The sequence below is a fragment of the Stenotrophomonas sp. AG209 genome (assembly GCF_003550055.1).
GTDB lineage: Bacteria > Pseudomonadota > Gammaproteobacteria > Xanthomonadales > Xanthomonadaceae > Stenotrophomonas.
In genome coordinates, this window is sequence record NZ_QXDB01000001.1 from 2,227,507 (window position 1) to 2,252,357 (window position 24,851).

Here is a 24,851-nt window from a genome sequence, read left to right on the forward strand (position 1 = left end):
TGCAGGGTCTGGACCCACCCCTTATAGTTACACTTGAAACCACCAGCAAGGTGCACCGCAACATGAGCCCCGCCGATCCCGTTTCGACCCGCCTGCGTGCCTCGCACGTCCTGCTCGACCTGGAACAGTTCCTGCCGTACCGGCTGAGCGTGCTGTCCAACCGGGTCAGCGGCAACATCGCCAAGCTCTACGGTGATCGCTACGGTCTGGCGATCCCCGAGTGGCGGGTGATCACCATCCTGGCGCTGTACCCGGGCTCGTCGGCCAGCGAGGTCTCCGACCGCACGGCGATGGACAAGGTGGCGGTCAGCCGTGCCGTGGCCCGCCTGCTGGAGCGCGGCTTCATCAAGCGCGAGACCCACGGCGACGACCGCCGCCGCTCGGTGCTGGCGCTGTCGGCGGCGGGTTTCGAGGTGTACGAGACCATCGCGCCGATGGTGATCGAGATCACCCGCAAGCTGATGTCGGTGCTGAGCGACGAGGAAGAGCAGGTGCTGGAGAAGCTGATCCTGCGCCTGGCCGGCGAAGGCCTGGAGCGGATGGGCGAAGGGGTCTGAAAGAAAAAGGGGACGGAGGGGATTAAGTCGTAATCAGCACATGTGTGCGTGATACGACTTAATCCCCTCCGTCCCCTTTTTTCAGCTCAGGTGCTTGCGCCGTGCATGGATCCACGGCACGGCCAGCGCTGCGATGGCACCGCCGGCGAAGCCCAGCGAGGCGGCAACCGTAGCGGCTTCGACTGCCCCCGGCAGCGCCAGCGCCGCGGCCACCAGCAGCAGCGACGGCAGGCCGACGAAGGTGCCCAGGAAGAAGTGCCAGCGGGGTGACCAGGTGTTGAGCTGCAGCAGGCTGACCGGTTGCCAGGCATCCGACGCGGCATCTTCGGCGATCTTCGCCACGACCTTGCCCAGGTCCACTTCCGGCAGCGCGCGGCCGAGGCGAGCAGTCGCCAGCAGCTCCGCAACCGCCTCCACCGGCGGGAAACTGGACGGCCACGCGACGGGAGCCGGCACGCCGTAGGCGGTCAGCAGCGGTACGCTCAGCCACGGCGCCACCAGCGGGCGCATGCGGCGGCGACCGTGCACGCACCAGATCTGCGGCTGGCCGTGCGCAGTGACGCTGTACAGCGCCAGTTCGTTGGCCGGCGGATAGCCGAGCATGGTCACCCGCGCGGCCAGGCTGTCCTGGCCCATCGCACGCAGGAAGCCGGGGCGGCTGCGCCCTTCCTGCATCCACGCCAGGCCAAGTGCACCCACCAGGTAGGCTTCTGCGACGTCCTTGCTGCCGGCAGTGGCGCGTTCGTCACTGGCCAGGTACCACGCCAGCGATTTCGGTTCGGCGACATCCTCCAGGCCCCAGCGGCTGTCGTCACCGAGCACGTGGCGTACCGGCAGCCGCGCCGGTGCGGTCTCACCCCGCTCGCCCGGCTGCAGGAACGGCAACACGCCCTGGATGAAGGTGGACAGTTCGATCGCGCGTACGCCATGACCCTGCCATTCCGGCGGCAGCAACCCGGCCAGCTGGCCTTCGGCAGCCAATGCATCGAGCCTCGATTTCTGCTCGACCAGCTTCTGCACCGCGCCCTTCAGCACCACGTTGTCGGGCAGCGCGATCTGCGGCAGCCGGTGACGCGGCGGTGCCAGTTCAACGGTGTCCTCGCCGGTACCGGCGTCATCCAGCAATGCCTCCTGCGGCGGCAGGGTCACGCCCTCGCCTGCCCCACCCTCGGCCAGGTCGCTGGCAGGTTCGGGCAATCGTTCGGCGTGGTCGCTGTGCATGGGCGTTCCGGTAGGTTGCGTCGACGGGGCGTCGACTGAGGTCCTTGCCGGTAACGGCGAGCGCGGTGCGATATTGAGATGCCGATTCCGGGAATGTGACCGCAACCACAGTAGATCCACGCCATGCGTGGATGCGACCCAACATCAGTGCCGACCAACGCTCGGCACCCACCGAAGCTGCCGGCCAGCGGCCGGCACTACCCTATTCCGGTTTGTCAGGCGCCCACTGCTTGAGGAAGGCGGTCACCCGTGCGGGCTGGAAAGCTTCGCCCTTGCGCAGCTCACCGGTCGCCTGCGACACCAGCAGGCCACCATCGGCGTCGAGCACCAGCAGGTACGGGTAGTCACGTTCCATCACCGGGTACTGGGCGAAGAAGGCAGCGTTGGGCTGTTCGTCGCTGGCGTTGACCTTCACCCACACGTAGTGGGCATCGCGGAAGCGGCGCAGGTCGCCGTTGCCTTCCACCATCTCGTCCAGCGCCTGGCAGCGATCGCAGGCGGCGTTGCCGACCTCCAGCAGGATGCGCTTCTTGCCGCGCTGGGCTTCCACCTTGGCGGTGGCCAGATCGTCGGCGGGGTCGCGGGCCGGGTCGAACTGCGCGCCGAGCCCGGCGATGGCGGCGATGTCCGCCGCCACCGGGGTGTTGCCCGAGGCCACCGGTTCGCTGGGGTCAGCGACCGGTGGCTCGGTGGGTCGGGTATCCAGGGGTTGCGTAGGCTCGGCAGCGGCAGGCGGTTGCGGCTGGGAACAGGCGCCGATCAGCGCCGCACAGACCACCACTACCGCAGTACCGAGCTTGCTACGCATGCCTTCTACCCTCTCATCATCATTTGACGCCGTGCATCAGCTTGTTGATCAGCGGGGCAACCAGGAACAGCACCACGCCGGAGCCGATCAGGGCCCAGAACCCGAAGGTATACCCCTTCAGGGCCGACTCGACCGTCATGCCGCCTTCACCACTGACCACGCCAGCGAAGATGCCCGACAGGTTGTTGCCGATGCCGGTGGACAGGAACCAGCCACCCATGCCGAAACCGACCAGGCGCACCGGGGCCAGCTTGGTCACCATCGACAGGCCGATCGGCGACAGGCACAGCTCACCCACGGACTGGATGACGTAGACCATGAACAGGGTCCAGAACGGGATCTTGCCGTCCACCACCATCTGCGACAGGGCGAACATCAGCAGCGCGAAGGCAGCGCCGTTGAACAGCAGGCCCAGGCCGAACTTGCGCGGAATGGACGGATTGGCGCGGCCCATGGCCACCCAGATCCAGGCGATGATCGGCGCCAGGGTGATGATGGCCACCGAGTTGACCGACTGGAACCACGCGGTCGGGAAGGTCCAGTCACCGAACTGGCGGTTGACGATGTTCTCGGCCAGGAAGGTGAACGAGCTGCCAGCCTGTTCGAAGAACATCCAGAACATCACGTTGAAGGCGAAGATGATCAGCATGGCGATCACGCGGTCGCGCTGCACCTTGCCTTCGCGGATGCCCTCGACCAGCAGCAGGACGGCCAGCGCGGTGAACATCGCACCCAGGATCCAGGCCAGCGCGGTGGCGCCGGTGGCCAGCAGGAAGTACGCGACCGGGATGGCGACCACGGCACCGGCCAGCACCATGATGATGCGGCCGAAACCTTCAGCGCCGGCCGGCGGTGCACCGATGCCCTTCAGGCCGGCACGACCGATGTAGAACCACACCAGCGAGATCAGCATGCCCACGCCCGAGGCGATGAACACGACCTTGTAGGACGGCATCGCGTCGGTACCGAACACCTTGCGGGCCAGGTACTCGGTCAGCACCGGGGCGATCATCGCGCCGATGTTGATGCCCATGTAGAAGATGGTGAAGCCCGAATCGCGGCGCTCGTCCTTCAGCCCGTACAGCTTGCCGACCATGGTCGAGATGTTGGGCTTGAACAGGCCGTTGCCGACGATGATCGTGGCCAGGCCGAGCTTGAAGATGTGCTCCTGCGGCAGCGAGATCATGAACAGGCCGGTGGCCATGATGATCGCGCCGGTCAGGATCGATCGCTGGTAACCCAGTACCCGGTCGGCCACGTAGCCACCGAAGATCGCTGCGGCATACACCAGGGCCAGGTAGGCGCCGTAGATGCGGCTGGCGTCGCCTTCACCGGCAGCGCTGCCGTTGTAGAACTGGGCGACGATGTACAGCACCAAGGCCCAGCGGATGCCATAGAACGCAAAGCGCTCCCAGAACTCGGTCATGAACAGCATCCACAACGGGCGCGGGTGGCCCAGCGTGGTCTTGAAGTCCGGCAGCGCCGGCTCTGGGGTGTTCGCAGTGGCGTTTACGCTCATGCGGATTTCCTGGTTCGGTGGATGACGAGCACGTCCGATGTGCAGTTGGAGCAACGCGCGAGGATCACCGACTTCTGGCGTTCACGTCAAATACACGCCGTTTGAGGCAGGTGCCAGCCTGCTCCCTGAACTTGCATCTGAAACGATCCAGCCGCCGGCCGGGATCCAAGCTGAATACGGATCAGGCCTGTTCTGCCGGGGGCCCGGCCTGCAGGCTGGTGCGCACCTGGAACAGTTCGGGGAAGAAGGTCAGTTCCAGCGCCTTGGCCAGGAAGCCCACGCCGGACGAGCCGCCCGTGCCGCGCTTGAAGCCGATCACCCGCATCACGGTGCGCATGTGTCGGAATCGCCACAGCTGGAACGCGGTCTCCAGGTCCACCAGGTCCTCGCACAGCGAGTACTCGCGCCAATAGCGGTCGGTGTCCTGGTAGATGCGCTCGAAGACCGGCTGCAGTGCGTCGTCGGCCACATGCGGCTGGGTCCAGTCGTGGGATTCGTACACCGCCGGCACGGCATGGCCGAAGCGGGCCAGGTACTTCAGGAACTCCTCGTACAGGCTGGGCGCTTCCAGCACGATGCGCAGCTGCGCCTGCCCGGCCGGGTCGTGCTCGAACACCTGCAGCATCTGCGCGTTCTTGTTGCCCAGCAGGAACTCGATGTAGCGGTACTGCAGCGACTGGAAGCCCGAAGACGGGCCCAGCACGTCGCGGAAACCCATGTATTCGGACGGGGTCAGCGTTTCCAGCACCGACCACTGCTCGGTGAGCTGGCGCAGCACCTGCTTGCTGCGCGCCAGCACCTTGCGGCACTGCCAGACTTCATCGCGCTGCAGGAAGCCGATCGCCGCGCGCAGTTCGTGGCCGAGCAGCTTCAGCCACAGCTCCGAGGTCTGGTGCTGGATGATGAAGAGCATCTCGTCGTGGTGCGGCGGGCTGGACAGCGGCTGCTGCGCGCTGAGCAGCTGGTCCAGCCGCAGGTAGCCGCCGTAGGTCAGGCGTCCCTGCAGGTCGGTGTGGATGCCGGCTTCGAGATCGCGTTGGTTGTTGTCGACGGACATGGGCGGGACCAGATCGGGGGCGGCAAGGGTAGCGCGTTGCCGCCGCGCTGGCAGCCGCCGGGTCCATACCGGGGCGTGCGGTTGGTCGTGGAGCATCGGCCGATGCCGGGCCTGCGCGTGGAACCGTCCAGGCCGTTGTACTGGCGGTCAGCCAGAGGCGTATTCTGATGCTTTGCAGCAACGACTGAATACGTTGTTGTTATTGGCCCCCCACCCGCCGGCAGGGGTAAAACGGGGAATCGCCGTGTTGCGGCGCAGGAAGGCTATTCCGTACGCGTTCCTTAACATGGCGATTCATATCATTTGTAACTTCTCTGTCGAAGGTGCAGTACGCAATGACGGTTGCCGCTGAATTCAAGATCGAATACCTGCAGTACCTGGACGCGGACGGCAAGCTCGTCCGCGATGACCTGCCCGCGTCGCTGCGCGACCCCAAGGTCCTGGTACCGCTGTTCAAGCAGATGCTGTTCGTACGTACGTTCGACAGCAAATCCATTGCGCTGCAGCGCACCGGCAAGCTGGGCACCTATGCCGCCTGCCTGGGCCATGAAGCCGCGCACGTGGGTATCGGCGCTGCGATGCAGAAGGACGACGTGTTCGCGCCTTCGTACCGCGAGTATGGCGCGATGTTCATGCGTGGCGTGCGCCCGCACGACGTGCTGATGTACTGGGGCGGCGACGAGCGCGGCAACGATTACGGCGGCAACGCGGCCAAGGACTTCCCGTTCTGCGTGCCGATCTCCACCCAGTGCCTGCATGCCGCAGGCGCCGCGCTGAAGTTCAAGCTCAACAAGGAGCCGCAGATCGCCGTGGCGGTGTGCGGCGACGGCGGCAGCTCCAAGACCGACTTCTACGCGGCACTGAATTCGGCCGGCGCCTACAAGCTGCCGCTGATCCTGTGCATCGTCAACAACGGCTGGGCCATCTCGGTCCCGCGTTCGGCCCAGACCGGCGCCGAGACGCTGGCGCAGAAGGGCCTGGCCGGCGGCCTGCATTGCCTGCAGGTGGACGGCAACGACCTGATCGCGGTGCTGGCCGCCATGGAGCAGGCGCGCGAACGTGCGCTGGCCGGCGCCGGCGGCACCGTGCTGGAACTGATGACCTACCGCCTGTCCGACCACACCACCGCCGATGACGCACGCCGCTACCGCGACGACGCCGAAGTGAAGGATGCCTGGCAGCGCGAGCCGATGCTGCGCCTGCGCAAGTACCTGATCAACGCCGGCGTGTGGAGCGAGGAAGAAGAAGCCGCCTGGACCGCCGAGTGCGGCGCGCGCGTGGACGAGGAAGTGAACCTGTACCTCAACACGCCGGTGCAGCCGGTCGAGGCGATGTTCGACTTCCTGTATGCCGATCCGCCGCCGGACCTGCTGGCCCAGCGTGCCCAGGCGATCGCCCTGGAGAAGCGCCATGGATGAGATCAAGAACGGCGCGCCCGGCGCGCACACCAACGCCGCCGACAGCGCTGCTGTCGCGCGCGGAGATGACAGCATGACCACCAACCCGATCACCCTCATCGAAGCCATCACCCAGGCGCTGGCCTGGGAGCTGGAACACGACCCGTCGGTGCTGGTGCTGGGCGAAGACGTGGGCGTCAACGGTGGCGTGTTCCGCGCCACCGCCGGTCTGCAGCAGCGCTTCGGCTCGGACCGCATCCTCGACACCCCGCTGGATGAAACCACCATCGCCGGCCTGACCATCGGTCTGGCGGCGCAGGGCATGAAGCCGGTGGCCGAGGCCCAGTTCGACGGTTTCATGTACCCGATGGTCGACCATATCGTCTGCCACGCCGCCCGCCTGCGTTACCGCACGCGTGGCCGCCTGCACTGCCCGATGGTGCTGCGCGTGCCGTGGGGCGGTGGCATCCGCGCGCCGGAACACCACAGCGAAGCCAACGAGGCGATCTTCACCAACGTGCCGGGCCTGCGCGTGGTGCTGCCGTCGTCGCCGCAGCGTGCCTATGGCCTGCTGCTGGCCGCGATCCGCGAACCGGATCCGGTGATCTACATGGAGCCCAAGCGCATCTACCGCCAGTACAAGGAAGTGGTCGTCAACGACGGCGAAGCCTTGCCGCTGGACGTCTGCTTCGTGCTGCGCGATGGCACCGACGTGACCCTGGTGACCTGGGGCGCGCAGGTGAAGGAAGCGCTGGAAGCGGCCGACAAGCTGGCCGGTGAAGGCATCAGCGCCGAAGTCATCGACGTGGCCACGCTGCGTCCGCTGGACTTCGCCACCATCGCCGAATCGGTAGCCAAGACCGGCCGCTGCGTGATCGTGCAGGAGGCCCCGAAGACCGCGGGCTTCGGCGCCGAGATCGCCGCGCGCCTGGCCGAGGAATCGATCTACGACCTGCTGGCCCCGGTCGAGCGCGTCACTGGCTACGACACCCACATTCCGCTGTTCCGCCTGGAAATGAAGTACCTGCCGAGCGTTGAGCGGATCGTGGCTGCGGCCAAGCGCGCGGTGGCGGCCGGCTGACATGCGGGCCCGCCTTCTGGGGGCTTACCGCAGCCAGTATCCCAACCCGCTCCGGTTCCACACCGGCCAGATCGTCGAAGTAGGTGTCCGTGACGAGGAATGGCCGGCGTTTGCCTGGGTACGCACCAACGATGGGCGCGCTGGATGGGCGCCCATTGCCTGGTTGCAGCTGCTGGACGAGGGTCGCGCCGAAGCGCTGTGCGACTACGACGCCCGCGAGCTGGATGTGGAAAGCGGCGAGATGGTGAAGCTTCATCACGAACACGGCGGGTGGTGGTGGTCCGAGCGCGCCAATGGCGCGACGGGTTGGCTGCCGGCCCGCGAACTGGAACTGCTGGAAGAGAACTGCAAATGAGCCAGACCAAGAACTTCAACCTGCCCGACCTGGGCGAAGGCCTGCCGGACGCGACCATCGTCGAGTGGTTCGTCAAGGAAGGCGATGTGATCAGGCTGGACGAGCCGCTGGTCTCGATGGAGACCGCCAAGGCCGTCGTCGAAGTGCCGTCGCCGTTCTCCGGCAAGGTGCTGAAGCTGTCCGGTACCGCCGGCGACATCATCCCGACCGGTTCGGTGCTGGCCAGCTTCGAGCTGGACCCGAACCTGCCGCAGCGTGCCGATGGCCAGGACACTGGCCACAGCCACGGCCATGCCGCACCGGCTGCCGCACCGACCCCGCGGCCGCTGCCGGCCGCCGCTGCACCGGTGGCCGCCGAAGCCGCCAAGCCCGCCGCCGCCGAGCGTGATGACGCCGGTACCGTGGTCGGTGCGATGCAGAGCTCCAATGCCGTGCACGCCGAACAGGCGCTGGCCGTCGGTGGCGTCAAGGCCGTGCCGGCCGTGCGTGCGATGGCGCGCAAGCTGGGCGTGGACCTGAGCCGCGTGGCCGCTACCGGCACCGATGGCGCGGTCACCATGGCCGACGTCAAGCAGGCCGCCGCCAACGGCACCGCCAAGCTCGGCGCTGCTCCGGCGCCGGTCGCTGCCGCCGCTTATGCCGCGCCGGCCCCGGCGCAGGTGTCTGCCCCGGTGCAGAGCGAAGCACGCACCCCGCTGTCTGCCGCCGGCAAGCCGATGCGCACCCAGCCGCCGGGCGTGGTCGCCAAGGGCCAGCCGGAACCGCTGAAGGGCGTGCGCCGCAACATGGCCCGCGTGATGGCCGATGCGCACAGCAAGGTCGTGCCGACCACGCTGAACGACGACGCCGACATCCACGCCTGGCTGCCGGGCAACGACGTCACCGCACGCCTGGTGCGCTCGATCGTGGTCGCCGCGCAGAAGGTGCCGGCGATGAACGCCTGGTTCGACGGCGAAGCGCTGACCCGCACCCTGCACGCGCAGGTGGACATCGGCATCGCCGTGGACACCGACGATGGCCTGTTCGTGCCGGCGTTGCGCAATGCCGACATGCTCGATGCACGTGGCATCCGCGAAGGCGTCAACCGCCTGCGCGAACAAGTGGAATCGCGTTCGATCGCCGCCTCGGAACTGAGCGGCTACACGATCTCGCTGTCCAACTTCGGCATGTTCGCCGGCCGCTACGCGACCCCGGTCGTGGTGCCGCCGTGCGTGGCCATCGTCGGTGCCGGCCGTGCCCGCCACCAGATGACCCCGGTGATGGGCGGCGTGGAAGCGCACAAGGTAATCCCGCTGTCGGTCACCTTCGACCACCGCGCGGCCACCGGTGGTGAAGCGGCCCGCTTCCTGCGCGCGATGATGGACGACCTGGCGCTGGCCAGCTGATCAGGTGGGTGCCAACCATGGTTGGCACATGAATTGAAAGAAACGCCGGGCAATGCCCGGCGTTTTTTTATGCACCCATCCACGCATGGCGTGGATCTACACAATGTGGGCGATCAATCGCGCGCCACCATGCCCTCGGCGCGGCTGTACACGCGCAGGCGGTGACCATCAGGGTCGGCACCGACGAAGGTGTGGCCGAATTCCAGTGTCACCGGTGCCTGCAGAATCTGCACGCCGAGCCCGCGCCACGCATCGTGCATCCGCTGCACGGTCTCCGGGTTGGCGACCACCATCGCCAGTTCGGCGGCACCGGCCTGTGCGGACACCGGCGGCTGCACGTCGTCGCGTTGCCACAGACCCAGCGCAGCGCCATCGCCGAGCAGGAACAAGGCAAAGCCGGGCGACTGCTCGACCGGTGGCTTGCCGAGAATGCCACTGTAGAAAGTGGCGCTGGTGGCGACGTCGCGCACGTACTGCAGCAGGGTGCTGGGCGTGAACATGGGGAACCTCCGTTGTTGGGAGCGTTCATGGTGGTACGGCCCTGCTGACAGATTCTGTCAGTAGCGTCGAGCATGATCGACTGCTGTTACCCCCCCGCCTTGGTAGAGGTCGAGCTTGCTCGACTGCTGTTGCCCTTGCCCTGGTAGAGGTCGAGCTTGCTCGACTGCTGTTCGCGAAGATCAAAGGCGGTCGAGCAAGCTCGACCCCTACCAGGAACGAAGAACGAAGGCCGCGCTCCCCCAGAAGCAGGAAGCGAAGCACAGAAGCAGTCGAGCAAGCTCGATGCTACGAACGGTCCAACCAGTCCGGAGCGATGCCCTGTGCCTTCTGCCAGCGCCGCAGGAGGGTGGCGCGTGGCACGAGGTAGTGATCCTCCAGCACACGCACCTGGCGGATGCGATCCAGGCGGAAATGACGGAAATCCTCGCGGCTCTCGCACCACGCCGCCAGCATCGGCACTTCATCGAAATAGCCCAGCGCGAACGGCCAGACGATGCGCTCGGTACGTTGGCCCTGCGCATCCTGGTAGCCAAACTGCAGTCGTTGTTGCGCGCTCACCGCTTCGCGCACAGCCTGCAGGCGCGCCGCCGGCACCTTGGCCGCCGTTCGCGAAGGTCCCACGCGCAGGCCACTGTCACGCAGCGCTTCGCGCCGTGCTGCAGGCAGTACATGCGCGATGCGCGCCAGGGCATCACGCGCGGCCTCGGCCAGCGCAGGCTCGGTGCGCGCCGCAACCCAGCGCAGGCCCAGCACCAGTGCATCGATCTCGGCGGGTGGCAGGGTCATCGGCGGCAGGGTATCGCTCGGTGCCAGCTGGTAGCCGACGCCGGCCTCACCACGCAGGTCGGCGCCCTGCTCGCGCAGGGTCTCGATATCGCGGTACAGCGTCCGCAGGCTGATGCCCAGCGCTTCGGCCAGCACCTGCCCCGCGACCGGCCGCCGATGGCGGCGCAACAACTGTTGAAGCTGGGTCAGGCGCAGCGCACGCGACATCAGCCGACCAGTGCGCTGGAAGTCACCACGTGCTCGCCCGGCGGCGGAGCCAGCGCGGCATCCACCAGTGCCCTGGCAATCCGTTCGGCCGGATTGATCCGCCACGCCCGCGGCAACACCGGCCCCAACACGCCCAGCACCCGCAGGGCGAAGTGTTCGCCACGGCGCACCTGCTGCCGCTGCCCGCCAATCAGGCCGGGCCGCACCAGAGTGAGCGAAGCAAACTCGAGCGCGCGCAGATCGCGCTCCAGTTCACCCTTCACCCGGTTGTAGAAGATCGCGGAGCCTGCATTGGCCCCTGCTGCCGAATTCAGTACGAAGGCGCGCGCACCCTGGCCGCGTGCCAGCCGCGCAAATGCGAGCGGGTAGTCATGGTCGATGCGATGGAAGGCCTCACGGCTCCCCGCCTGGGCCATCGTGCTGCCCAGCGCGCAGATCACCGTATCGACCTGCGCCCAGTCGGGCGCCTCCGGCAGGGCGTCGAACTGCAGCAGCGGGGCGTACAGCTTCGGGTGGGCCAGGGTCAGCGCCCGTCGGGTCGGGGCCACCACGGCACGGCAGCGCGGGTCGTCCAGCAGCATCGGCAGGGCCAGCCCGCCGACCAGCCCGGTCGCCCCCAGCAACATCACGCGCATCACCACCTCCACTGCGGCATCCTGTCGCCCATCCTAGCCGTTCAAGCCGTCGGCGGCCGCGCCGATATGCTGGAACCAGTCCCTGCCAGCCCCAGGATTTGCTCGATGACGGACCAGCCCGACCACCGCCCTGCCCCCGGTACCGCCCTTGGGCCGCCGGCACGCGTCCGCGCGGTGGTGGATGACGGGCTGGGCGACCGCGTGGTGTTGCAGGGTGGCGGTGGCGTGGCCCTGCAGCAGCTGTTCGCCGGGGCAGACGCACCGGAGCCGCTGCTGGCCGCGTTCGCCAACGGCATGGCCACCCTGCCCGGCGAACTGGGCGACATGGGCGATCGCCTGCAGTCGGCACAGGCCAGCGCCGATTGGCCGCGCTACGGGCGCGCGATGCGGCAGCTGATCGACAAGTACATCCGCACCATCGAGCAGCATTCGCCGGACGGGCAACCCGAAAGCCTGCGCCTGTCCGAGCAGCTGCGGCTGCTGCTGGGCGGCGCGGTGGTGGCCCTGCTGCAACACGACCCCGATCTGCGCGAACAGGCGCAGGCATTGGCCATGCACCTGCGCCAGTGGCAACCGGGTACGGCGCTGGAACCGATCGAACAGGGCGTACGCGAACTCGGCCACCAGGTCGGCGTGCGTGCCGAGAGCTGGCAGGAGCAGCAGGCGTTGCTGCTGGAACTGTTCGCGCTGCTGCTGGAGAACGTGAGCGAACTGCTGGACGACCGCAGCTGGCTGCAGGGCCAGATCGCCGCAGTGCGCCAGCTGCTGGATGGGCCGCTGGAAGCCGAAGCGGTGGAGCGCACCCGCGCCGAGCTGCGCGAAGTGATCTATAAGCAGGGCCTGCTGCGCCAGGGCATCGACGATTCGAAGGCGGCGATGCGCGGGCTGATGGGCGAGTTCATCGAGCGCATGGATGGCATGGCCACCAGCACAGGTGAGTACCACGACCGCATCGGCAGCTACGCGCTGCAGCTGCGCGAGGCACGCAGCATCGCCGACCTCAACCAGCTGCTGCAGGACGTGATGCGCGACACCGGCAAGGTGCAGCAGCAGGCCGCACAGGCGCGCGATCACCTGGCCAACGCGCGCCAGGAAGTGGAGCGAGCAGAGCAGCGCATCGCCGAGCTGGAGCAGGAACTGCGCGCCGCTGGTGACCTGGCGCGCATCGATCCGCTGACCCAGGCACTGAACCGCCGTGGTCTGGACGAACTGCTGCAACGCGAGCTGGCCCGTGCCGCACGCAACAACTCCCCGCTGGGCGTGGCGGTGATCGACCTGGATGATTTCCACCAGACCAACGATGCACATGGCCATGCCGGTGGCGATGCACTGCTGCAGCACCTGGTGGCCGTCTGCAAGCTGCTGCTGCGCGCCACCGATGGCATCGCGCGGCTGGGTGGCGACGAGTTCGTGCTGGTGCTGCCGGAGACCCAGGGCGCCGACAGCATGGCCACCGTGCAGCGCCTGCAGCGTTCACTGGCGCATCGCGTGCTGACCGTGCAGGACCGGCGTGTGCCGGTGCATTTCAGTGCCGGGCTGGCGCAGTGGCAACCCGGCGACGATACCGAGACCCTGCTGCGCCGCGCGGATGATGCGCTGTATGCGGCCAAGCGGCAGGGCAAGAACCGGGTGCAGGCGGGGTAGTTCTCCGGTACACCGAAAACGCTTCGGTAGGTGCCAACCTTGGTTGGCACGCGTGGAAACAAAGCGCCGACCAAGGTCGGCCTCTACCGGGCAATGGGCCGCCGCTTACTTCCCGCGCAGCTTCTGGAACCCGGTCACCGCTGCCAGCACGATGGCACCGGCGATGATGCCGACCACCATGTTGCCCACCGCACCGATCAGCCAGCCCCACTGCCCCTCGCCGCCCAGCGCCTGCACCGCGTGGTGCAGCGCCGGCACGTTGTGCACCAGGATGCCGCCGCCGACCAGGAACATGGCGATGGTGCCGGCCACCGACAGGAACTTCATCAGCCACGGCGCCGACGCCACCAGGCCGCGACCGAAGGCGGCAATGGCGCCGCCCTTGCGCGACAGATACAGGCCAACGTCATCGAGCTTGACGATGCCCGCCACCAGTCCGTAAACGAAGATCGTCATCGCCAGCGCCACCACCGCCAGAGTGATCAGCTGGTTGGTGAACGGCGCGGTGGCGACCACGCCCAGGGTCAGCACGATGATCTCGGCCGAAAGGATGAAGTCGGTGCGGATCGCGCCCTTCACCTTGTCCTTCTCCCACGCCACCATGTCCACCTCGGCATCGGCCAGCGCCTTGCGGCGCTCGGCCAGACGCTCGGCATCGTCGTCAGCCGAATGCAGGAAGCGGTGCGCCAGCTTCTCCACGCCCTCGAAGCAGAGGAAGGCACCACCGATCATCATCAGCGGCACGATCAGCGGCACGTTCCAGCCGCGGCTGTGCAGCCAGGCTTCCAGCGCACTGATCGCCAGGGCCGCCGGCACCAGGATCACCTTGTTGACCAGCGAGCCCTTGGCCACCGCCCACACCACCGGCAGTTCGCGGTTGGCGTTCACCCCGGTCACCTGCTGCGCGTTCAGCGCCAGATCGTCGCCCAGCACGCCTGCGGTCTTCTTTGCCGCGACCTTGGTCAGCACCGAGACATCGTCGAGCAGGGAGGCGATATCGTCGAGCAGGGCAAACAGGCTGGCACCGGCCATGGGGCGTCCAAGAAAGGGAATGAGCGGATTCTGACCGATACCGGGGCAGCTGCGGAAGCGGCCGGATTCACCGCGTGCCTACCGCCCCCCGGCGACACTGCGGAATCCGGACATTGCCGGCCAGCGGCCGGCACTACCTGTATTCGTCGCATGGGAGTGTCGCTTGAGCAATCCGCCCACCGCCAATGGCAACCCTCCGCTGGTCAAAGGCATGAACCGGCGCAGCCAGATCCTGCGCCTGCTGATGCGCTACCGCCATTCGGGCGTGTTCTCGGGCATGAACCTGGACGCGGCCAGTAACCAGGCCGACGTGCCCGCCGATGGCAACCCGGAACAGTTCGTCAGCGACCTGGAAGCGCTGGGGCCGACCTTCGTCAAGCTGGGCCAGATGCTGTCCACCCGCCCGGACATGGTGCCGGTGGAGCTCGCCACCGCGCTGGAGCGCATGCAGGAAAAGGTGGCCGAGATCCCGGTCGAGCGCATCCACACCATCGTCGAGCAGGAACTGGGCGCGCCGGTGAACAAGCTGTTCGCCGCGTTCGATCCGGAGCCGCTGGGCTGTGCCTCGATCGCGCAGGTGCATCGCGCGGTGCTGCACGATGGCCGCCAGGTGGCGGTGAAAGTGCAGAAGCCCGAGGTGGCCGCACAGCTGCGTTCGGACCTGGAGGCGCTGCGCAGCTTCGCGCTGGCCGCCGACCACCTGACCCAGGTCGGCCGCCGCGTGCGCCTGCGCGACTGGCTCAACGAGTTCGCCAAGACCCTGATGCAGGAGCTGGACTACCACGCCGAGGCCGAGAACCTGGCCCGGTTCGGCCGACACCTGAAGCCGTTCCGCCGCCTGTGGATTCCGCAGCCGCTGTGGGATTACAGCAGCCAGCGCGTGCTGACCATGGAACTGGCCACCGGCGTGCGCGTGGATGCGATTCCCGATGTGCGCCGCACCGAGCAATCGATGGACCCGCTGGCGGCGGCGCTGATCCGCGGCTACCTGGACCAGATCTTCGTGCACGGCGAAATCCATGCCGATCCGCACCCGGGCAACCTGCGGGTGATGCCCGATGGACGGCTGGCGATCTTCGACCTGGGCATGGTCGCGCACATGCCGCCGCGCCTGCGCGAGCGGCTGCTGAAGATCCTGTTCGCTGCCGTCGATGGCCGCGGCGAAGAAGTGGCCGACGACCTGATCAGCATCAGCACGCGGCTGGAGGCGTTCGATGAAGAACGCTACCTGCGCGAGACCGGCCAGCTGATCGCGCGCTACGCCGCCAGCGGCAGCTTCTCCGAAGGCCGCGTGGTGCTGGACATGGTGCGCATCGCCACCGCCTGCGGCCTGCGCACGCCGCCGGAACTGAGCCTGCTGGGCAAGGCCCTGCTCAACCTGGAAACCGTGTGCCGGCTGCTTGCACCCGAGCTGGAAACCCGCCGCATCGTCGAGCGCCAGCTGCAGCACGTGATGCGCGCACGCCTGAAGAAATCGCTGTCGGCCGCCAACATCGCCAGCGAGGCGATGGAGCTGCAGCAGCTGCTGCGCGATGGACCGCGCAAGCTGTCGGACATCATGGCGCTGCTGGCCGAAAACCGCCTGCAGATGAAGGTCACCGGCCTGGAAGAATCGCGGTTGATGGAAAACCTGCAGAAGATCGCCAACCGCGTGGCGGCCGGCATCATCAGCGCCGCATTGATCATGGCCGCCGCGATGATGATGAAGATCGACACCGGCTGGCACCTGTTCGGTTACCCGCTCATCGCCCTGATCCTGTTGTTCATCGGCGTGGTGCTCGGCTTGGGCATCGTAACCAGCGCATTGCTGTTCGACCGTCGTGCGCGGGCACGGGAAGAACGTGGGCATCGCTAGCGCATCGACGAAAACTCCCGTATTCATGCGGTTTTTAATGCAATCCAACGAACCCTTTCACGCTCGTTTTACCTTCTGAGCGCGATTGCGCGCGCGTTATTTCAACAAACATTTCAGTCAGGTTCGTGCATGCACTATCGGGTCATCGGCCTGTCATGTGCATGTGCTTGTGGCAGCGCCGGTCGGATGGACACGCGTCGGTACGACGTCCATCACCACCACCCCGTCACTGCCGAAGCTGCCTATGCTCTGGATACTGCTGCTGTCGTTGTTGCTGTTGTGCTGGTTGTTCCTCGCGTCCGGCAAATGGGTGAGGTGGAAGGCCGGTGCGTTCTCGCTGTTGCTGCTCACGCTCAGCGCGTGGTGGCTGATCGACAAGCTGTCCGGTGATGGGCTCAATGCCGCCACCCTGTACCACCTGGGCGCCGACATGGAAGGCGCCGGTGTCTCCGATTTCAAGGGCTATATCGCCGGCTTCATCGTGCTGGCGCTGGTCTCGCTGCTGCCGCTGTTCGCCACGCGGGTCAAACGCTGGCGCCGGCCCGGTCACGGTGGCGCGTTGTTCGCCGGTTTCGCGGCCGTGTGGGTGGCCACGATCATGATCAGCCCGCTGGCCCGCGACGGCCAGCGCCTGTACCAGCAGCTGCGCCCGGTCGACTTCGCCCGCATCGCCCCCGAGTACCAGGTACCGACGCAGCCGCTGCAACGCCCGCGCAACATCGTCTGGATCTACGGCGAAAGCCTGGAACGCACCTACCTGGACGAGAACGTGTTCCCGGGCCTGATGCCCAACCTCAATCGCCTCGCCAGCCAGTCGCTGGACGTGCGTGGGCTGGCCTCGGCCGAGGGCAGCGGCTGGACCATCGCCGGTCTGGTCTCGTCGATGTGCGGCGTGCCGCTGACCACCTCGCAGGGCGATGAGAACAGCATGGACCGGATGGGCAGCTTCCTGCCCAAGGCGGTGTGCCTGGGCGACTACCTGAAGCAGCAGGGCTACACCAACCACTATCTGGGCGGTGCCAACGGCCAGTTCGCCGGCAAGGGCCAGTTCCTGGCCAGCCACGGTTTCGATGAAGTGCATGACCTGGCGTGGTTCAAGCAGCAGAAGAAGATCGGCCGCATCCACTACTCGGCCTGGGGCGTGCACGACGACGTGCTGCTGGACACCGCCTACCAGCGCTTCGAACAGCTCTCGCGTGCGGGCTCACCGTTCATGCTCACCACGCTGACCATGGACACCCACCACCCGGCCGGTCACCTGCCGGTGTCGTGCAAGGGCGAGCGCTACCAGAGCCAGTACGGCAACATCAACATGCTCAACGCGCTCAAGTGCAGCGACCGGCTGATCTCGCAGCTGGTGCAGCGCATCCAGGCCAGCCCGTACGGCAAGGACACGCTGATCGTGATCGCCTCCGACCACCTGGCGATGCCCAACGATCTGACCCACATCCTGACCCGGCAGAAGCGCGAGAACCTGCTGCTGTTCCTGGGGGATGGCATTGCCCCGCAGCAGCTCAGCACCGAGGCCGGCACCACCCTGGATTCGGGTGCGACCCTGCTCAGCCTGCTGGACCCGAACCTGAAGACGATGGGCTTCGGCCGTTCGCTGATCGATACCCAGCGCGCACCCAGCGCCAGCGTGGCCACCCAGCGCGATGGCGGCCGCGATTACCCGCAGTACCTGGCGTTCGCCCGTTCGCTGTGGCTGGGCGAACCGACCCGCGAACTGAAGATCGACGGCGATGACCAGGTGGTGGTCGGCCTGCAGCACGTGCAGCCGCCGGTGCTGCTGGAGTACGACAAGGACTGGAGTCTGAAGTCCGTGTACCTGGAAAACACCTCGCGCCAGTTCGATGATGCCAGTCCGGACAACACCCTGGCCTACGTCGACCGTTGCACCGCGTTCGAGGATGGCTCGGCCGACGGTGACTGGTGCGCCCTGCTGGTCAACCGTGACAATGGCATCAAGCTGTACCGCGACAACGACCTGCGTGGCGGCATTGCCGTGGATGCACCGCTGGATGCGTTCCAGGGCCCGCGCCCGAGCGTGCGCCAGGCACACATGATCACCCAGAAGGGCCGCCGTACCCGTGCCGGCCAGTACATGCTGCAGCTGGTGGCAAGCACGCGCCCGGATCGTGGTTTCTGGATCGAGGCGGTGTCCTCGCAGCGCAAGGTGGTACTGGCGCAGCAGTGGGTGCAGCCCGATGCCAACGGCAAGATCAACGTGTCGTTCGGTCTGGACCACGAAGTGGATGATCTGGAGATCCGCGCGTGGTTGAACCACGCCGAGAAGCTGGCGGTGGACACGTTCGCACTGGTGCCCTCGCGCAGCCGACCACGAGGATAGGGGTTTCTTTGCAGGGCTGCGCCCTGCGCCCGTGGTAGTGCCGGCCGCTGGCCGGCAACCTTAGAAGCAACAGCAACAGCGGGCATTCCGTGGGATGGCGGGGCGGTGTGGGGTGGCAGGACACGCCGTAAACCCGTCCATGGGGGCTCGATGGCGCCATCCGTGGCGCCAACGGTCCTGCCACCCCACACCGCCTCACCTCTGACAGATTCCTAGCATCTGGTAGATCCACGCCATGCGTGGATGAATCTCCATCGAAATCGAATATTTCGACAATTGATCGAAGAACATCCACGCATGGCGTGGATCTACGTGTCGACCAAGGTCAACACCCACCAAGAGCACGCCATGCCATTCCGACAGATCGCGGCAAATTGTCAAAGGCGGGGTGGGTCCGGTTGCGGGAGTGTCCGCGGCATGGATGCCGCGGCCAAGCCCCCAGGGATGGGTTTACGGCGCCTCCCGCAACCGGCCCCACCCCGCCATCCCACAGGAAACCAGCTTTTGCCGTTGCGGTTGCGGTTGCGGTTGCGGTTGCGGTTGCGGTTGCTGTTGCCTTTGCTCCGGCTCGTAGCAGGTGCAGGGCGCAGCCCTGCAAAGAACCCCCTACTCCTGCGGATCGCGGGTGATGTGGATGTCGGTCGGGGTCGACAGCGGAATGTTCCGCTCGGCCAGGATCTGCAGCAGGCTGAAGTACAGATCGCTGCGGGTGGCATACACCTGCCGCGGGCTGGCCACGTACGCGAAGCTGTTGATGGTGATCTGGCCACCGGCAATGCTGTCGATGTAGACCGTCGGTGCCGGCTGCTTCAGCACGTTGGTGTGCGCGGTATACGCATCCAGCAGCGCCTGCCGCAGGTTGCCGACATCGGTGCTGGGGGGCACCGCGAACTGGATCTGGATGCGGCCCTGGTTGTTGCCCATCGTCATGTTGCGCACGGTCTTGGTGACCAGCTCGGAGTTGGGCACGATCAGCGTCGACTTGTCGCCCACCTGGATCTCGGTCGAACGCAGGCTGATGCGGCGGATGTCGCCTTCCTGGTCGCCCAGCTTCACCCAGTCGCCGATTTTCACCGGGCGCTCGGCCAGCAGGATCAGGCCGGACACGAAGTTCTGGGTGATCACCTGCAGGCCGAAACCAATACCCACCGACAGCGCGCTGACCAGCAACGCCAGCTTGCTCAGCTGCAGGCCCATCGCGCTCAGCGCCCAGATCACCGCGATGATGATGCCCACGTAACGGGCAACGGTACTCACCGAATTGCGCGCACCCAGGTCCAGCTCGGTCTTGGGCAGGTAGGTGTCGGTCAGCCAGCGCTGTACCAGCTGGGTAACGGCCAGGCCAGCCAGCAGAACCAACACCGCCAGCACGATGCGCACCGGCTCCAGCTTGGTTCCGCCAATATCGAATCCAGAGGTGAACAGCGAAGAAAAGCGCTCCACCACCGCGCCGATGTTGCCGAACGGCGCCACCAGCGCCAGCAGTGCAAGCAGCACGACAATCGTGCGCAACGCCGCCGACAGCAGCACGCCCGCCTGTTCCAGCCGCGACACGCTCAGGCCGGTGCTGAGCAGGATGGTCTGGCCGACCTTGCTGTCGGCGTTGAGCATCCACGTGCTCAGGTCGTCGACGAACTTGAACAGCAGGGTCGCGGCCAGCACTACGATGCTGCCGCCGATCAGCTGCTGGTTCACGAACTTGGCAAAATTCAGGTAGCCCAGCAACGTGGCAATGATGGCGGCCACCACGGCGATATTGCCCGCTACCCGGGCCAGTACCAGCCAGCTGCTGCGGCGCACTGGCGTACTCACGCCAAGGCCATCGGCCTGTGCTTCCAGCTTAGCCTCGGCCTCGGCGGTCTGCCGCCGATGCAGGCGCGCCAGGGTCACCAACATGGCCATGATCAGGCCGAGGTAGGTCAGCGCAATCAAGCCGTCCAACGCCACCGTGGTGACATCGCTGGTGCGCGTGGCCTGGTCGAGGGCCACCAGCACCGTGCTCAGCCAGGCCAGCGCCGCCGCGCCCCACGCGTACTTGCGCACCTTCAGCGCGGCGGTATCGTCCAGGTTCAACAGCCGCCATGACGGGCGCTTGGGCACCAGCAGGCAGGCGCTGAGCGCTGCAATGAAGGCCGCACGGAAGGTGGCGGTCTCCAGGCCGTCGGCCACCACCTGCAGGCGCGGCGCGATCGCATCGATGGCATCCAGCGCCGCCATCAGTACCACCACGGCATAACCAGGCAGCAGCGTACCCACCAGCAGCAGCCACATGGCCAGGCCAGACCGGCGCAGGCGACCGTCAGGCGCGCGCTCGGACGCGGCGAACCTGCGTCCCAGCGCGCGCAGCCACAGCCGCAGCGGGAACATCATCACCAGCGCGGCCAGCAGGCCCAGCAACGGCGTGCCCCAGCCATGGGTGCGGATGCCGGCGACCAGCGCGTCGCGCCCCTGCTCGGCCAACGGCGCAACGCGCGCGATATCGATCGGCAGGCGCTCGGCCACCTTGCTCCACAGCGCAGGCGACAGCGGCGAGGCGACCTTCTGGCCCAGTTCTTCCGTGCGTTGTGCGGTGCGCTGCTGCTCGATGTCCGCCGCCAGCTGCTGCGCACGCACGGCACTGGCCTTGGCCTGCACCACCGAAGCGGCCAGGCCGTCGCGCTGCTTGGTGAGGGTGCGCCGTTGCGCCGCCAGCTCCGGCGGCTCAGTGGCGCCTTCTGCCGGCGTTCCCAGCTGCGCCAGCTGTTCGTTGAGTCGATCCAACTGTGGCTGCAGCGCCTTTTCCAGCGCCTCGGCGTCACGCCGTGCCTGCGAGGCATTCTCGGACAGCATCGCCAGCGTCTCGGTGGCTTCTGCATCGCCACGCTTGCGCTCCACATCCTTCAGGCTGGAATCGATATCCGCCAGCTGCTGCTTCGGCGTGGGGTCCTCATCCTGCGCAAGCACCGGCGCGGACAGCAGGAAGGCGGTGCACAGCAGCAGGACCCACCAGGCCCCCCGTGCACGGATCGATCGCAGGAAAGAAGACACGCAGCCACACCGGTTCGCGCGGACCACCGCGCCTGCGCGCGACTATACGGCAGAGGCGGTCAAGGCCGGATGGGCGCCCCCGCCAGCGTCGCGCATCAGTACTTCAGGCGCAGCTCTTCCACCGTCGGCTGCTGCAGCGCGTACCAGTCCTGGAACTCTTCCTCGGTGATCTCATCGGGCGCGTACACCGCCACCGGGTGCCAGTCGTGGTCGGTCGGCAGCGGCTGCCGCGGGCCGGCACGCAGGCTGTAGGCCACGCCCTCGTAGTCGACCAGGTCGTCGACCTGCGGCCACTGTTCGCGCGCGAACGCGGATTCACTCTTCAACAGGATCACCTGGTACATCGGCACCTCCACCTCGGTTGGATCAGGAAAACACGGCGCTGGCGGCAGGATACCGCCACGCCGGTGACAACGGGCGCTCCGCCGGGGCGACGGAACGTTCTGGACACGGCCATCGCCCCGGCTTCACCCGCCCATGGCAAGGCCATCGGCATCGTGGAGGCCCACCCCTGCCACGACCGCCGATGACCGACCACCCGCCGCTGAAGACCGTCGCTGACCTCAAGCTGCCCCGCTACCTGGGCACCTGGTACGAGATCGCGCGCCTGCCGATGCGCCACGAGCCGGAGGGCTGCACCGACGTGTCTGCGCACTACACCCTGCTCGACAACGGCAACGTCGGCGTCACCAACCGCTGCCGCATGGACGGCGAGATCGAGGAAGCCACCGGCGAGGCCTGCGCCGTCGACAACGACAGCGCGCGCCTGGAGGTGAGTTTCCTGCCCAAGGGCCTGCGCTGGTTGCCGTTCGCCAAGGGCGACTACTGGGTGATCCAGGTTGCCCCGGACTACAGCGTGTCGCTGGTGGGCAGCCCGGACCGCAAGTACCTGTGGCTGCTGGCGCGCGAGCCGCGCTTGGACGCGACCGTGCAGGACCATTATCTGGCGGCGGCCCGCCTGCAGGGCTTCGATCTGTCCGAACTGATCCAGACGCCGCATACCGGCCAGCCCACGGCCTGAGCCACGCACGGCCATGGACCTGAAGAGCGGTTACCCGTGGTGGGCGGTGCGCAACGGCCTGATCCACGCCTTCCCGCCGCTGCAGCAGAACCTGCGCTGCGACGTGCTGGTGGTCGGCGGCGGCATCACCGGTGCGCTGATCGCCGACGAGCTGTCCCAGCATGGCCACGACGTTGCAGTGATCGAACAGCGCGACATCGGCTGGGGCAGCACCGCCGCCAGCACCGCCCTGCTGCAGTACGAGATCGATACCCATCTGCTGGAACTGGCCGAGCGCTACGGGCAGGACGCCGCTGCACTGGCGTACCGGGCCTGCGCGGAGGCAATCCCGGCACTGGCCGAGGTGGCGCGCGGGGTGAAGGACGTGGATTTCCAGCGCATGGACAGCCTGTACCTGGCCAGCCGCCTTCGCGACGTGCCGCGCCTGATGGCCGAGGGCGAGGCGCGGCGCGGCATCGGCCTGGATGCCCGTTGGCTGGGCCCGGAGGCACTACGGGAACGCTTCAACGTGGACGCTGGCGGGGCCCTGCTGACCCGGCAGGCCGCGCGGGTCGATCCCTACCGCCTGACCTATGCGCTGCTGCAACGCGTGTGCCGGCGCGGCAGCAATGTGCATGACCGCACGGTGCTGCATACGCTGACACCCACCGCGCGCGGCGTGAGCGCCCTCACCGAGGGCGGCGCCACCATCCACGCCCGCCACGTGGTGCTGGCAATGGGCTATGCCAACCAGACATGGCTGCAGCAGCGGGTCGCGCGCAACCGCAGCAGCTATGCCTTCATCACCGATCCCATCGATGCGGACGTGCTGGGCAGGCTGCGCAACACGATGGTGTGGGAGAGCGCACGCCCCTACCTGTACCTGCGCGCCACCGGCGACCGCCGCCTGCTGGTGGGCGGGCTGGACGACGCCATCGATATCCCGGCCCGGCGCGACCGGCGCGTACAGCGCAAGGCCGACAAGCTGATGAAACAGCTGCTGCATTGGTTCCCGCGGCTGGACCCGGTGCCGGCCTTCTCCTGGGCCGGGACCTTCGCCGAGACGGCGGACGGCCTGCCGTTCTTCGGCCCCCACGCGCAGTGGGGCCCGCGGGTGCATTTCGCCATGGCCTACGGCGGCAACGGCATCACCTATTCGATGATCGGCGCCCAGCTGCTGCGGGCCCGGATCGAGCGGCGCAGGCATGCGCTGGAAGGGCTGTTCGGGTTCGGGCGGCTGTAGCGCGCAGCCCGGCAGCGTCCGGCTCTACCCCAATCCGGCGCCGACAGGCATCATTCAAGCAACCCCTGCTAGCGTCGGCCTGTACCGCCGCGTGTTGCGTGGCCACCTGTCCGCTGGAGCGCCGTCATGATCCGCCCCCTGACCCTGCTGCTGTGCCTGGCCCTGCCGGGAACCGTGCTGGCCCAGTCCGCCGCTGGCGCCACCGCGCCGCAGGCTGCCGGCCTGGACCTGACGCTGCCGCAGGCGCCGATGCGCTACCTCAACGACCCGGCCCTGCAGCAGGACCCGCCCGGCACCTATTACGGTGACAAGAGCGGCCCGCGCGTGCACGACGACGCCAAGATCGCCGACGTGACCGACGACAAGGTCAAGGTGTCCGGCAGCTTCACCACCGGCATCGGCTATTCGAAGAACGGCGGCAACAGCCACTACAACGCGGCCACGCTGAACCTCAGCAAGAACTACACCACCGATGAAGGCAAGACCCACGGGGTCAACCTCAACATCCACGTGAGTGAAGGCAAGGGCCCGGGCTTCTTCGGCCCGTATGGCGGCTACTACGGGCGTGGCCCGGGCTGGGATTACCCGCCGCCGTACGGCTGGTAAGCCACCCCTGTAGAGCCGAGTCCATGCCCGGTTGGTAACCGCGCGGTAGCGCCGGCCGCTGGCCGGCGACTCGCGGGGCTGGAAGCGATCATGGGTTGCCGGCCAGCGGCCGGCACTACCAGCAGGTCAATCCAGCCAGCCATCGCGCTCGCTGTGCAAGATGCGGCCGTCATAACCGCTCAGGCGCACGTCCACCTTCTGGTTGCGGGCATTGCGGGCTTCCAGCGACCAGGTCGCGCCATCGCGTTCCAGCGAATGGATCTCGCGCAGGCCATGCGCCTGTGCACGTGCCAGCACCTGCTCGGTGGTCAGCAGCGCGCGGCCGCTGTGCTCATCGAAGATCTCGCCGGTCTTCGGGTCCACGTAGACCTCGCTGAAGCGGCCATCGGCGCGGCTCACGTCGGCTTCCCACAGGCCATCATCGCGTTCGATCTCGTGGATCTGGGTATAGCCGGCCTTGCGCAGGGTCTGTTCGACCTGGGCCATGCCCAGCGGCGCGGCCTGTGCGGCCGGTGCGATGGCCAGCAGGGTAACGGTGGCGAGGGCAAGCGACTTCAACATGGGGGTTCTCCTGTTCGTGTTCGT

At 67.2% G+C, this 24,851-nt stretch carries 21 protein-coding genes and 1 pseudogene; 11 read left to right on the forward strand and 11 right to left on the reverse strand.

Annotation, left to right across the window (positions count from 1 at the left end; genetic code table 11):
- The first annotated feature begins 62 nt into the window (after positions 1-62).
- Positions 63-557 carry a MarR family winged helix-turn-helix transcriptional regulator gene (locus tag DFO63_RS10385; protein WP_042359011.1) on the forward strand — a complete coding sequence of 165 codons (495 nt, stop codon included), beginning with the start codon at positions 63-65 and terminating at the stop codon, positions 555-557.
- Between the two features lie 81 nt (positions 558-638).
- Here DFO63_RS10385 and DFO63_RS10390 read toward each other — a convergent pair whose 3' ends face one another.
- The 4 genes from DFO63_RS10390 to DFO63_RS10405 form a co-directional block, all read right to left on the reverse strand.
- Complete coding sequence (locus DFO63_RS10390) at positions 639-1,778, reverse strand: hypothetical protein (protein ID WP_119006849.1); 1,140 nt, start codon at positions 1,776-1,778, stop codon at positions 639-641.
- Between the two features lie 202 nt (positions 1,779-1,980).
- Positions 1,981-2,586: a thioredoxin family protein gene (locus DFO63_RS10395; protein WP_119006850.1), complete on the reverse strand. Its 606-nt coding sequence runs from the start codon at positions 2,584-2,586 to the stop codon at positions 1,981-1,983.
- 19 nt (positions 2,587-2,605) lie between these two features.
- On the reverse strand, positions 2,606-4,105 hold the full coding sequence (locus DFO63_RS10400) for an oligopeptide:H+ symporter (RefSeq protein WP_119006851.1): 1,500 nt from the start codon (positions 4,103-4,105) through the stop codon (positions 2,606-2,608).
- 181 nt (positions 4,106-4,286) lie between these two features.
- A complete protein-coding gene (locus DFO63_RS10405; protein WP_119006852.1) occupies positions 4,287-5,162 on the reverse strand; it encodes a tryptophan 2,3-dioxygenase family protein in 876 nt (291 codons plus the stop codon).
- 335 nt (positions 5,163-5,497) lie between these two features.
- Here DFO63_RS10405 and pdhA point away from each other — a divergent pair, with 335 nt between their 5' ends.
- The 4 genes from pdhA to DFO63_RS10425 are packed head-to-tail and all read left to right on the forward strand — an operon-like array spanning position 5,498 to position 9,380.
- Positions 5,498-6,580: a pyruvate dehydrogenase (acetyl-transferring) E1 component subunit alpha gene (gene pdhA, locus DFO63_RS10410; RefSeq protein WP_119006853.1), complete on the forward strand. Its 1,083-nt coding sequence runs from the start codon at positions 5,498-5,500 to the stop codon at positions 6,578-6,580.
- Positions 6,573-7,640 (forward strand): alpha-ketoacid dehydrogenase subunit beta, encoded by a 1,068-nt coding sequence (locus DFO63_RS10415; protein ID WP_182474402.1) that lies wholly within the window; start codon positions 6,573-6,575, stop codon positions 7,638-7,640. The genes pdhA and DFO63_RS10415 overlap by 8 nt, the downstream gene beginning before the upstream one ends.
- A 1-nt stretch (position 7,641) precedes the next feature.
- Complete coding sequence (locus DFO63_RS10420; RefSeq protein ID WP_005411349.1) at positions 7,642-7,995, forward strand: SH3 domain-containing protein; 354 nt, start codon at positions 7,642-7,644, stop codon at positions 7,993-7,995.
- Positions 7,992-9,380: a dihydrolipoamide acetyltransferase family protein gene (locus DFO63_RS10425; protein ID WP_119006854.1), complete on the forward strand. Its 1,389-nt coding sequence runs from the start codon at positions 7,992-7,994 to the stop codon at positions 9,378-9,380. Before DFO63_RS10420 ends, DFO63_RS10425 begins: the two co-directional genes overlap by 4 nt.
- Positions 9,381-9,493: 113 nt before the next feature.
- Here DFO63_RS10425 and DFO63_RS10430 read toward each other — a convergent pair whose 3' ends face one another.
- The 3 genes from DFO63_RS10430 to DFO63_RS10440 all read right to left on the reverse strand — a co-directional run bounded on the left by DFO63_RS10430 (position 9,494) and on the right by DFO63_RS10440 (position 11,509).
- Positions 9,494-9,880, reverse strand: coding sequence for a VOC family protein (locus DFO63_RS10430; protein ID WP_049443950.1), 387 nt, complete (start codon positions 9,878-9,880; stop codon positions 9,494-9,496).
- Positions 9,881-10,166: 286 nt separating this feature from the next.
- Positions 10,167-10,874: a YafY family protein gene (locus DFO63_RS10435; protein WP_049443952.1), complete on the reverse strand. Its 708-nt coding sequence runs from the start codon at positions 10,872-10,874 to the stop codon at positions 10,167-10,169.
- Entirely contained in the window at positions 10,874-11,509 is a 636-nt protein-coding gene (locus DFO63_RS10440) for an NAD-dependent dehydratase (protein WP_049444066.1), read from the reverse strand. The genes DFO63_RS10435 and DFO63_RS10440 overlap by 1 nt, the downstream gene beginning before the upstream one ends.
- A gap of 105 nt (positions 11,510-11,614) precedes the next feature.
- On the opposite strand from DFO63_RS10440, the gene DFO63_RS10445 reads away from it, so the two are divergent.
- Entirely contained in the window at positions 11,615-13,153 is a 1,539-nt protein-coding gene (locus DFO63_RS10445) for a GGDEF domain-containing protein (RefSeq protein ID WP_014648695.1), read from the forward strand.
- A gap of 105 nt (positions 13,154-13,258) precedes the next feature.
- Here DFO63_RS10445 and DFO63_RS10450 read toward each other — a convergent pair whose 3' ends face one another.
- A complete protein-coding gene (locus DFO63_RS10450; RefSeq protein ID WP_049443955.1) occupies positions 13,259-14,185 on the reverse strand; it encodes a DUF808 domain-containing protein in 927 nt (308 codons plus the stop codon).
- 199 nt (positions 14,186-14,384) lie between these two features.
- On the opposite strand from DFO63_RS10450, the pseudogene DFO63_RS10455 reads away from it, so the two are divergent.
- A pseudogene (locus DFO63_RS10455) lies at positions 14,385-16,040 on the forward strand (AarF/UbiB family protein); the annotation flags it as partial.
- Positions 16,041-16,284: 244 nt separating this feature from the next.
- Positions 16,285-18,390 (forward strand): phosphoglycerol transferase I, encoded by a 2,106-nt coding sequence (locus tag DFO63_RS10460; protein WP_049443956.1) that lies wholly within the window; start codon positions 16,285-16,287, stop codon positions 18,388-18,390.
- A 606-nt stretch (positions 18,391-18,996) separates the two neighbouring features.
- Here DFO63_RS10460 and DFO63_RS10465 read toward each other — a convergent pair.
- Complete coding sequence (locus tag DFO63_RS10465; protein WP_049443959.1) at positions 18,997-21,417, reverse strand: DUF3772 domain-containing protein; 2,421 nt, start codon at positions 21,415-21,417, stop codon at positions 18,997-18,999.
- Positions 21,418-21,512: 95 nt separating this feature from the next.
- Positions 21,513-21,761 (reverse strand): hypothetical protein, encoded by a 249-nt coding sequence (locus DFO63_RS10470; RefSeq protein WP_006399378.1) that lies wholly within the window; start codon positions 21,759-21,761, stop codon positions 21,513-21,515.
- Positions 21,762-21,943: 182 nt separating this feature from the next.
- Here DFO63_RS10470 and DFO63_RS10475 point away from each other — a divergent pair, with 182 nt between their 5' ends.
- The 3 genes from DFO63_RS10475 to DFO63_RS10485 all read left to right on the forward strand — a co-directional run bounded on the left by DFO63_RS10475 (position 21,944) and on the right by DFO63_RS10485 (position 24,266).
- Entirely contained in the window at positions 21,944-22,438 is a 495-nt protein-coding gene (locus tag DFO63_RS10475) for a lipocalin family protein (RefSeq protein WP_049443962.1), read from the forward strand.
- A 13-nt stretch (positions 22,439-22,451) separates the two neighbouring features.
- Positions 22,452-23,660 carry an FAD-dependent oxidoreductase gene (locus tag DFO63_RS10480; RefSeq protein ID WP_101766210.1) on the forward strand — a complete coding sequence of 403 codons (1,209 nt, stop codon included), beginning with the start codon at positions 22,452-22,454 and terminating at the stop codon, positions 23,658-23,660.
- A 126-nt stretch (positions 23,661-23,786) separates the two neighbouring features.
- On the forward strand, positions 23,787-24,266 hold the full coding sequence (locus DFO63_RS10485) for a hypothetical protein (protein ID WP_014038776.1): 480 nt from the start codon (positions 23,787-23,789) through the stop codon (positions 24,264-24,266).
- Between the two features lie 126 nt (positions 24,267-24,392).
- Here the strand turns inward: DFO63_RS10485 and DFO63_RS10490 are convergent, their stop codons facing one another.
- Positions 24,393-24,827 (reverse strand): PepSY domain-containing protein, encoded by a 435-nt coding sequence (locus DFO63_RS10490; protein ID WP_119006856.1) that lies wholly within the window; start codon positions 24,825-24,827, stop codon positions 24,393-24,395.
- Positions 24,828-24,851 lie beyond the last annotated feature (24 nt).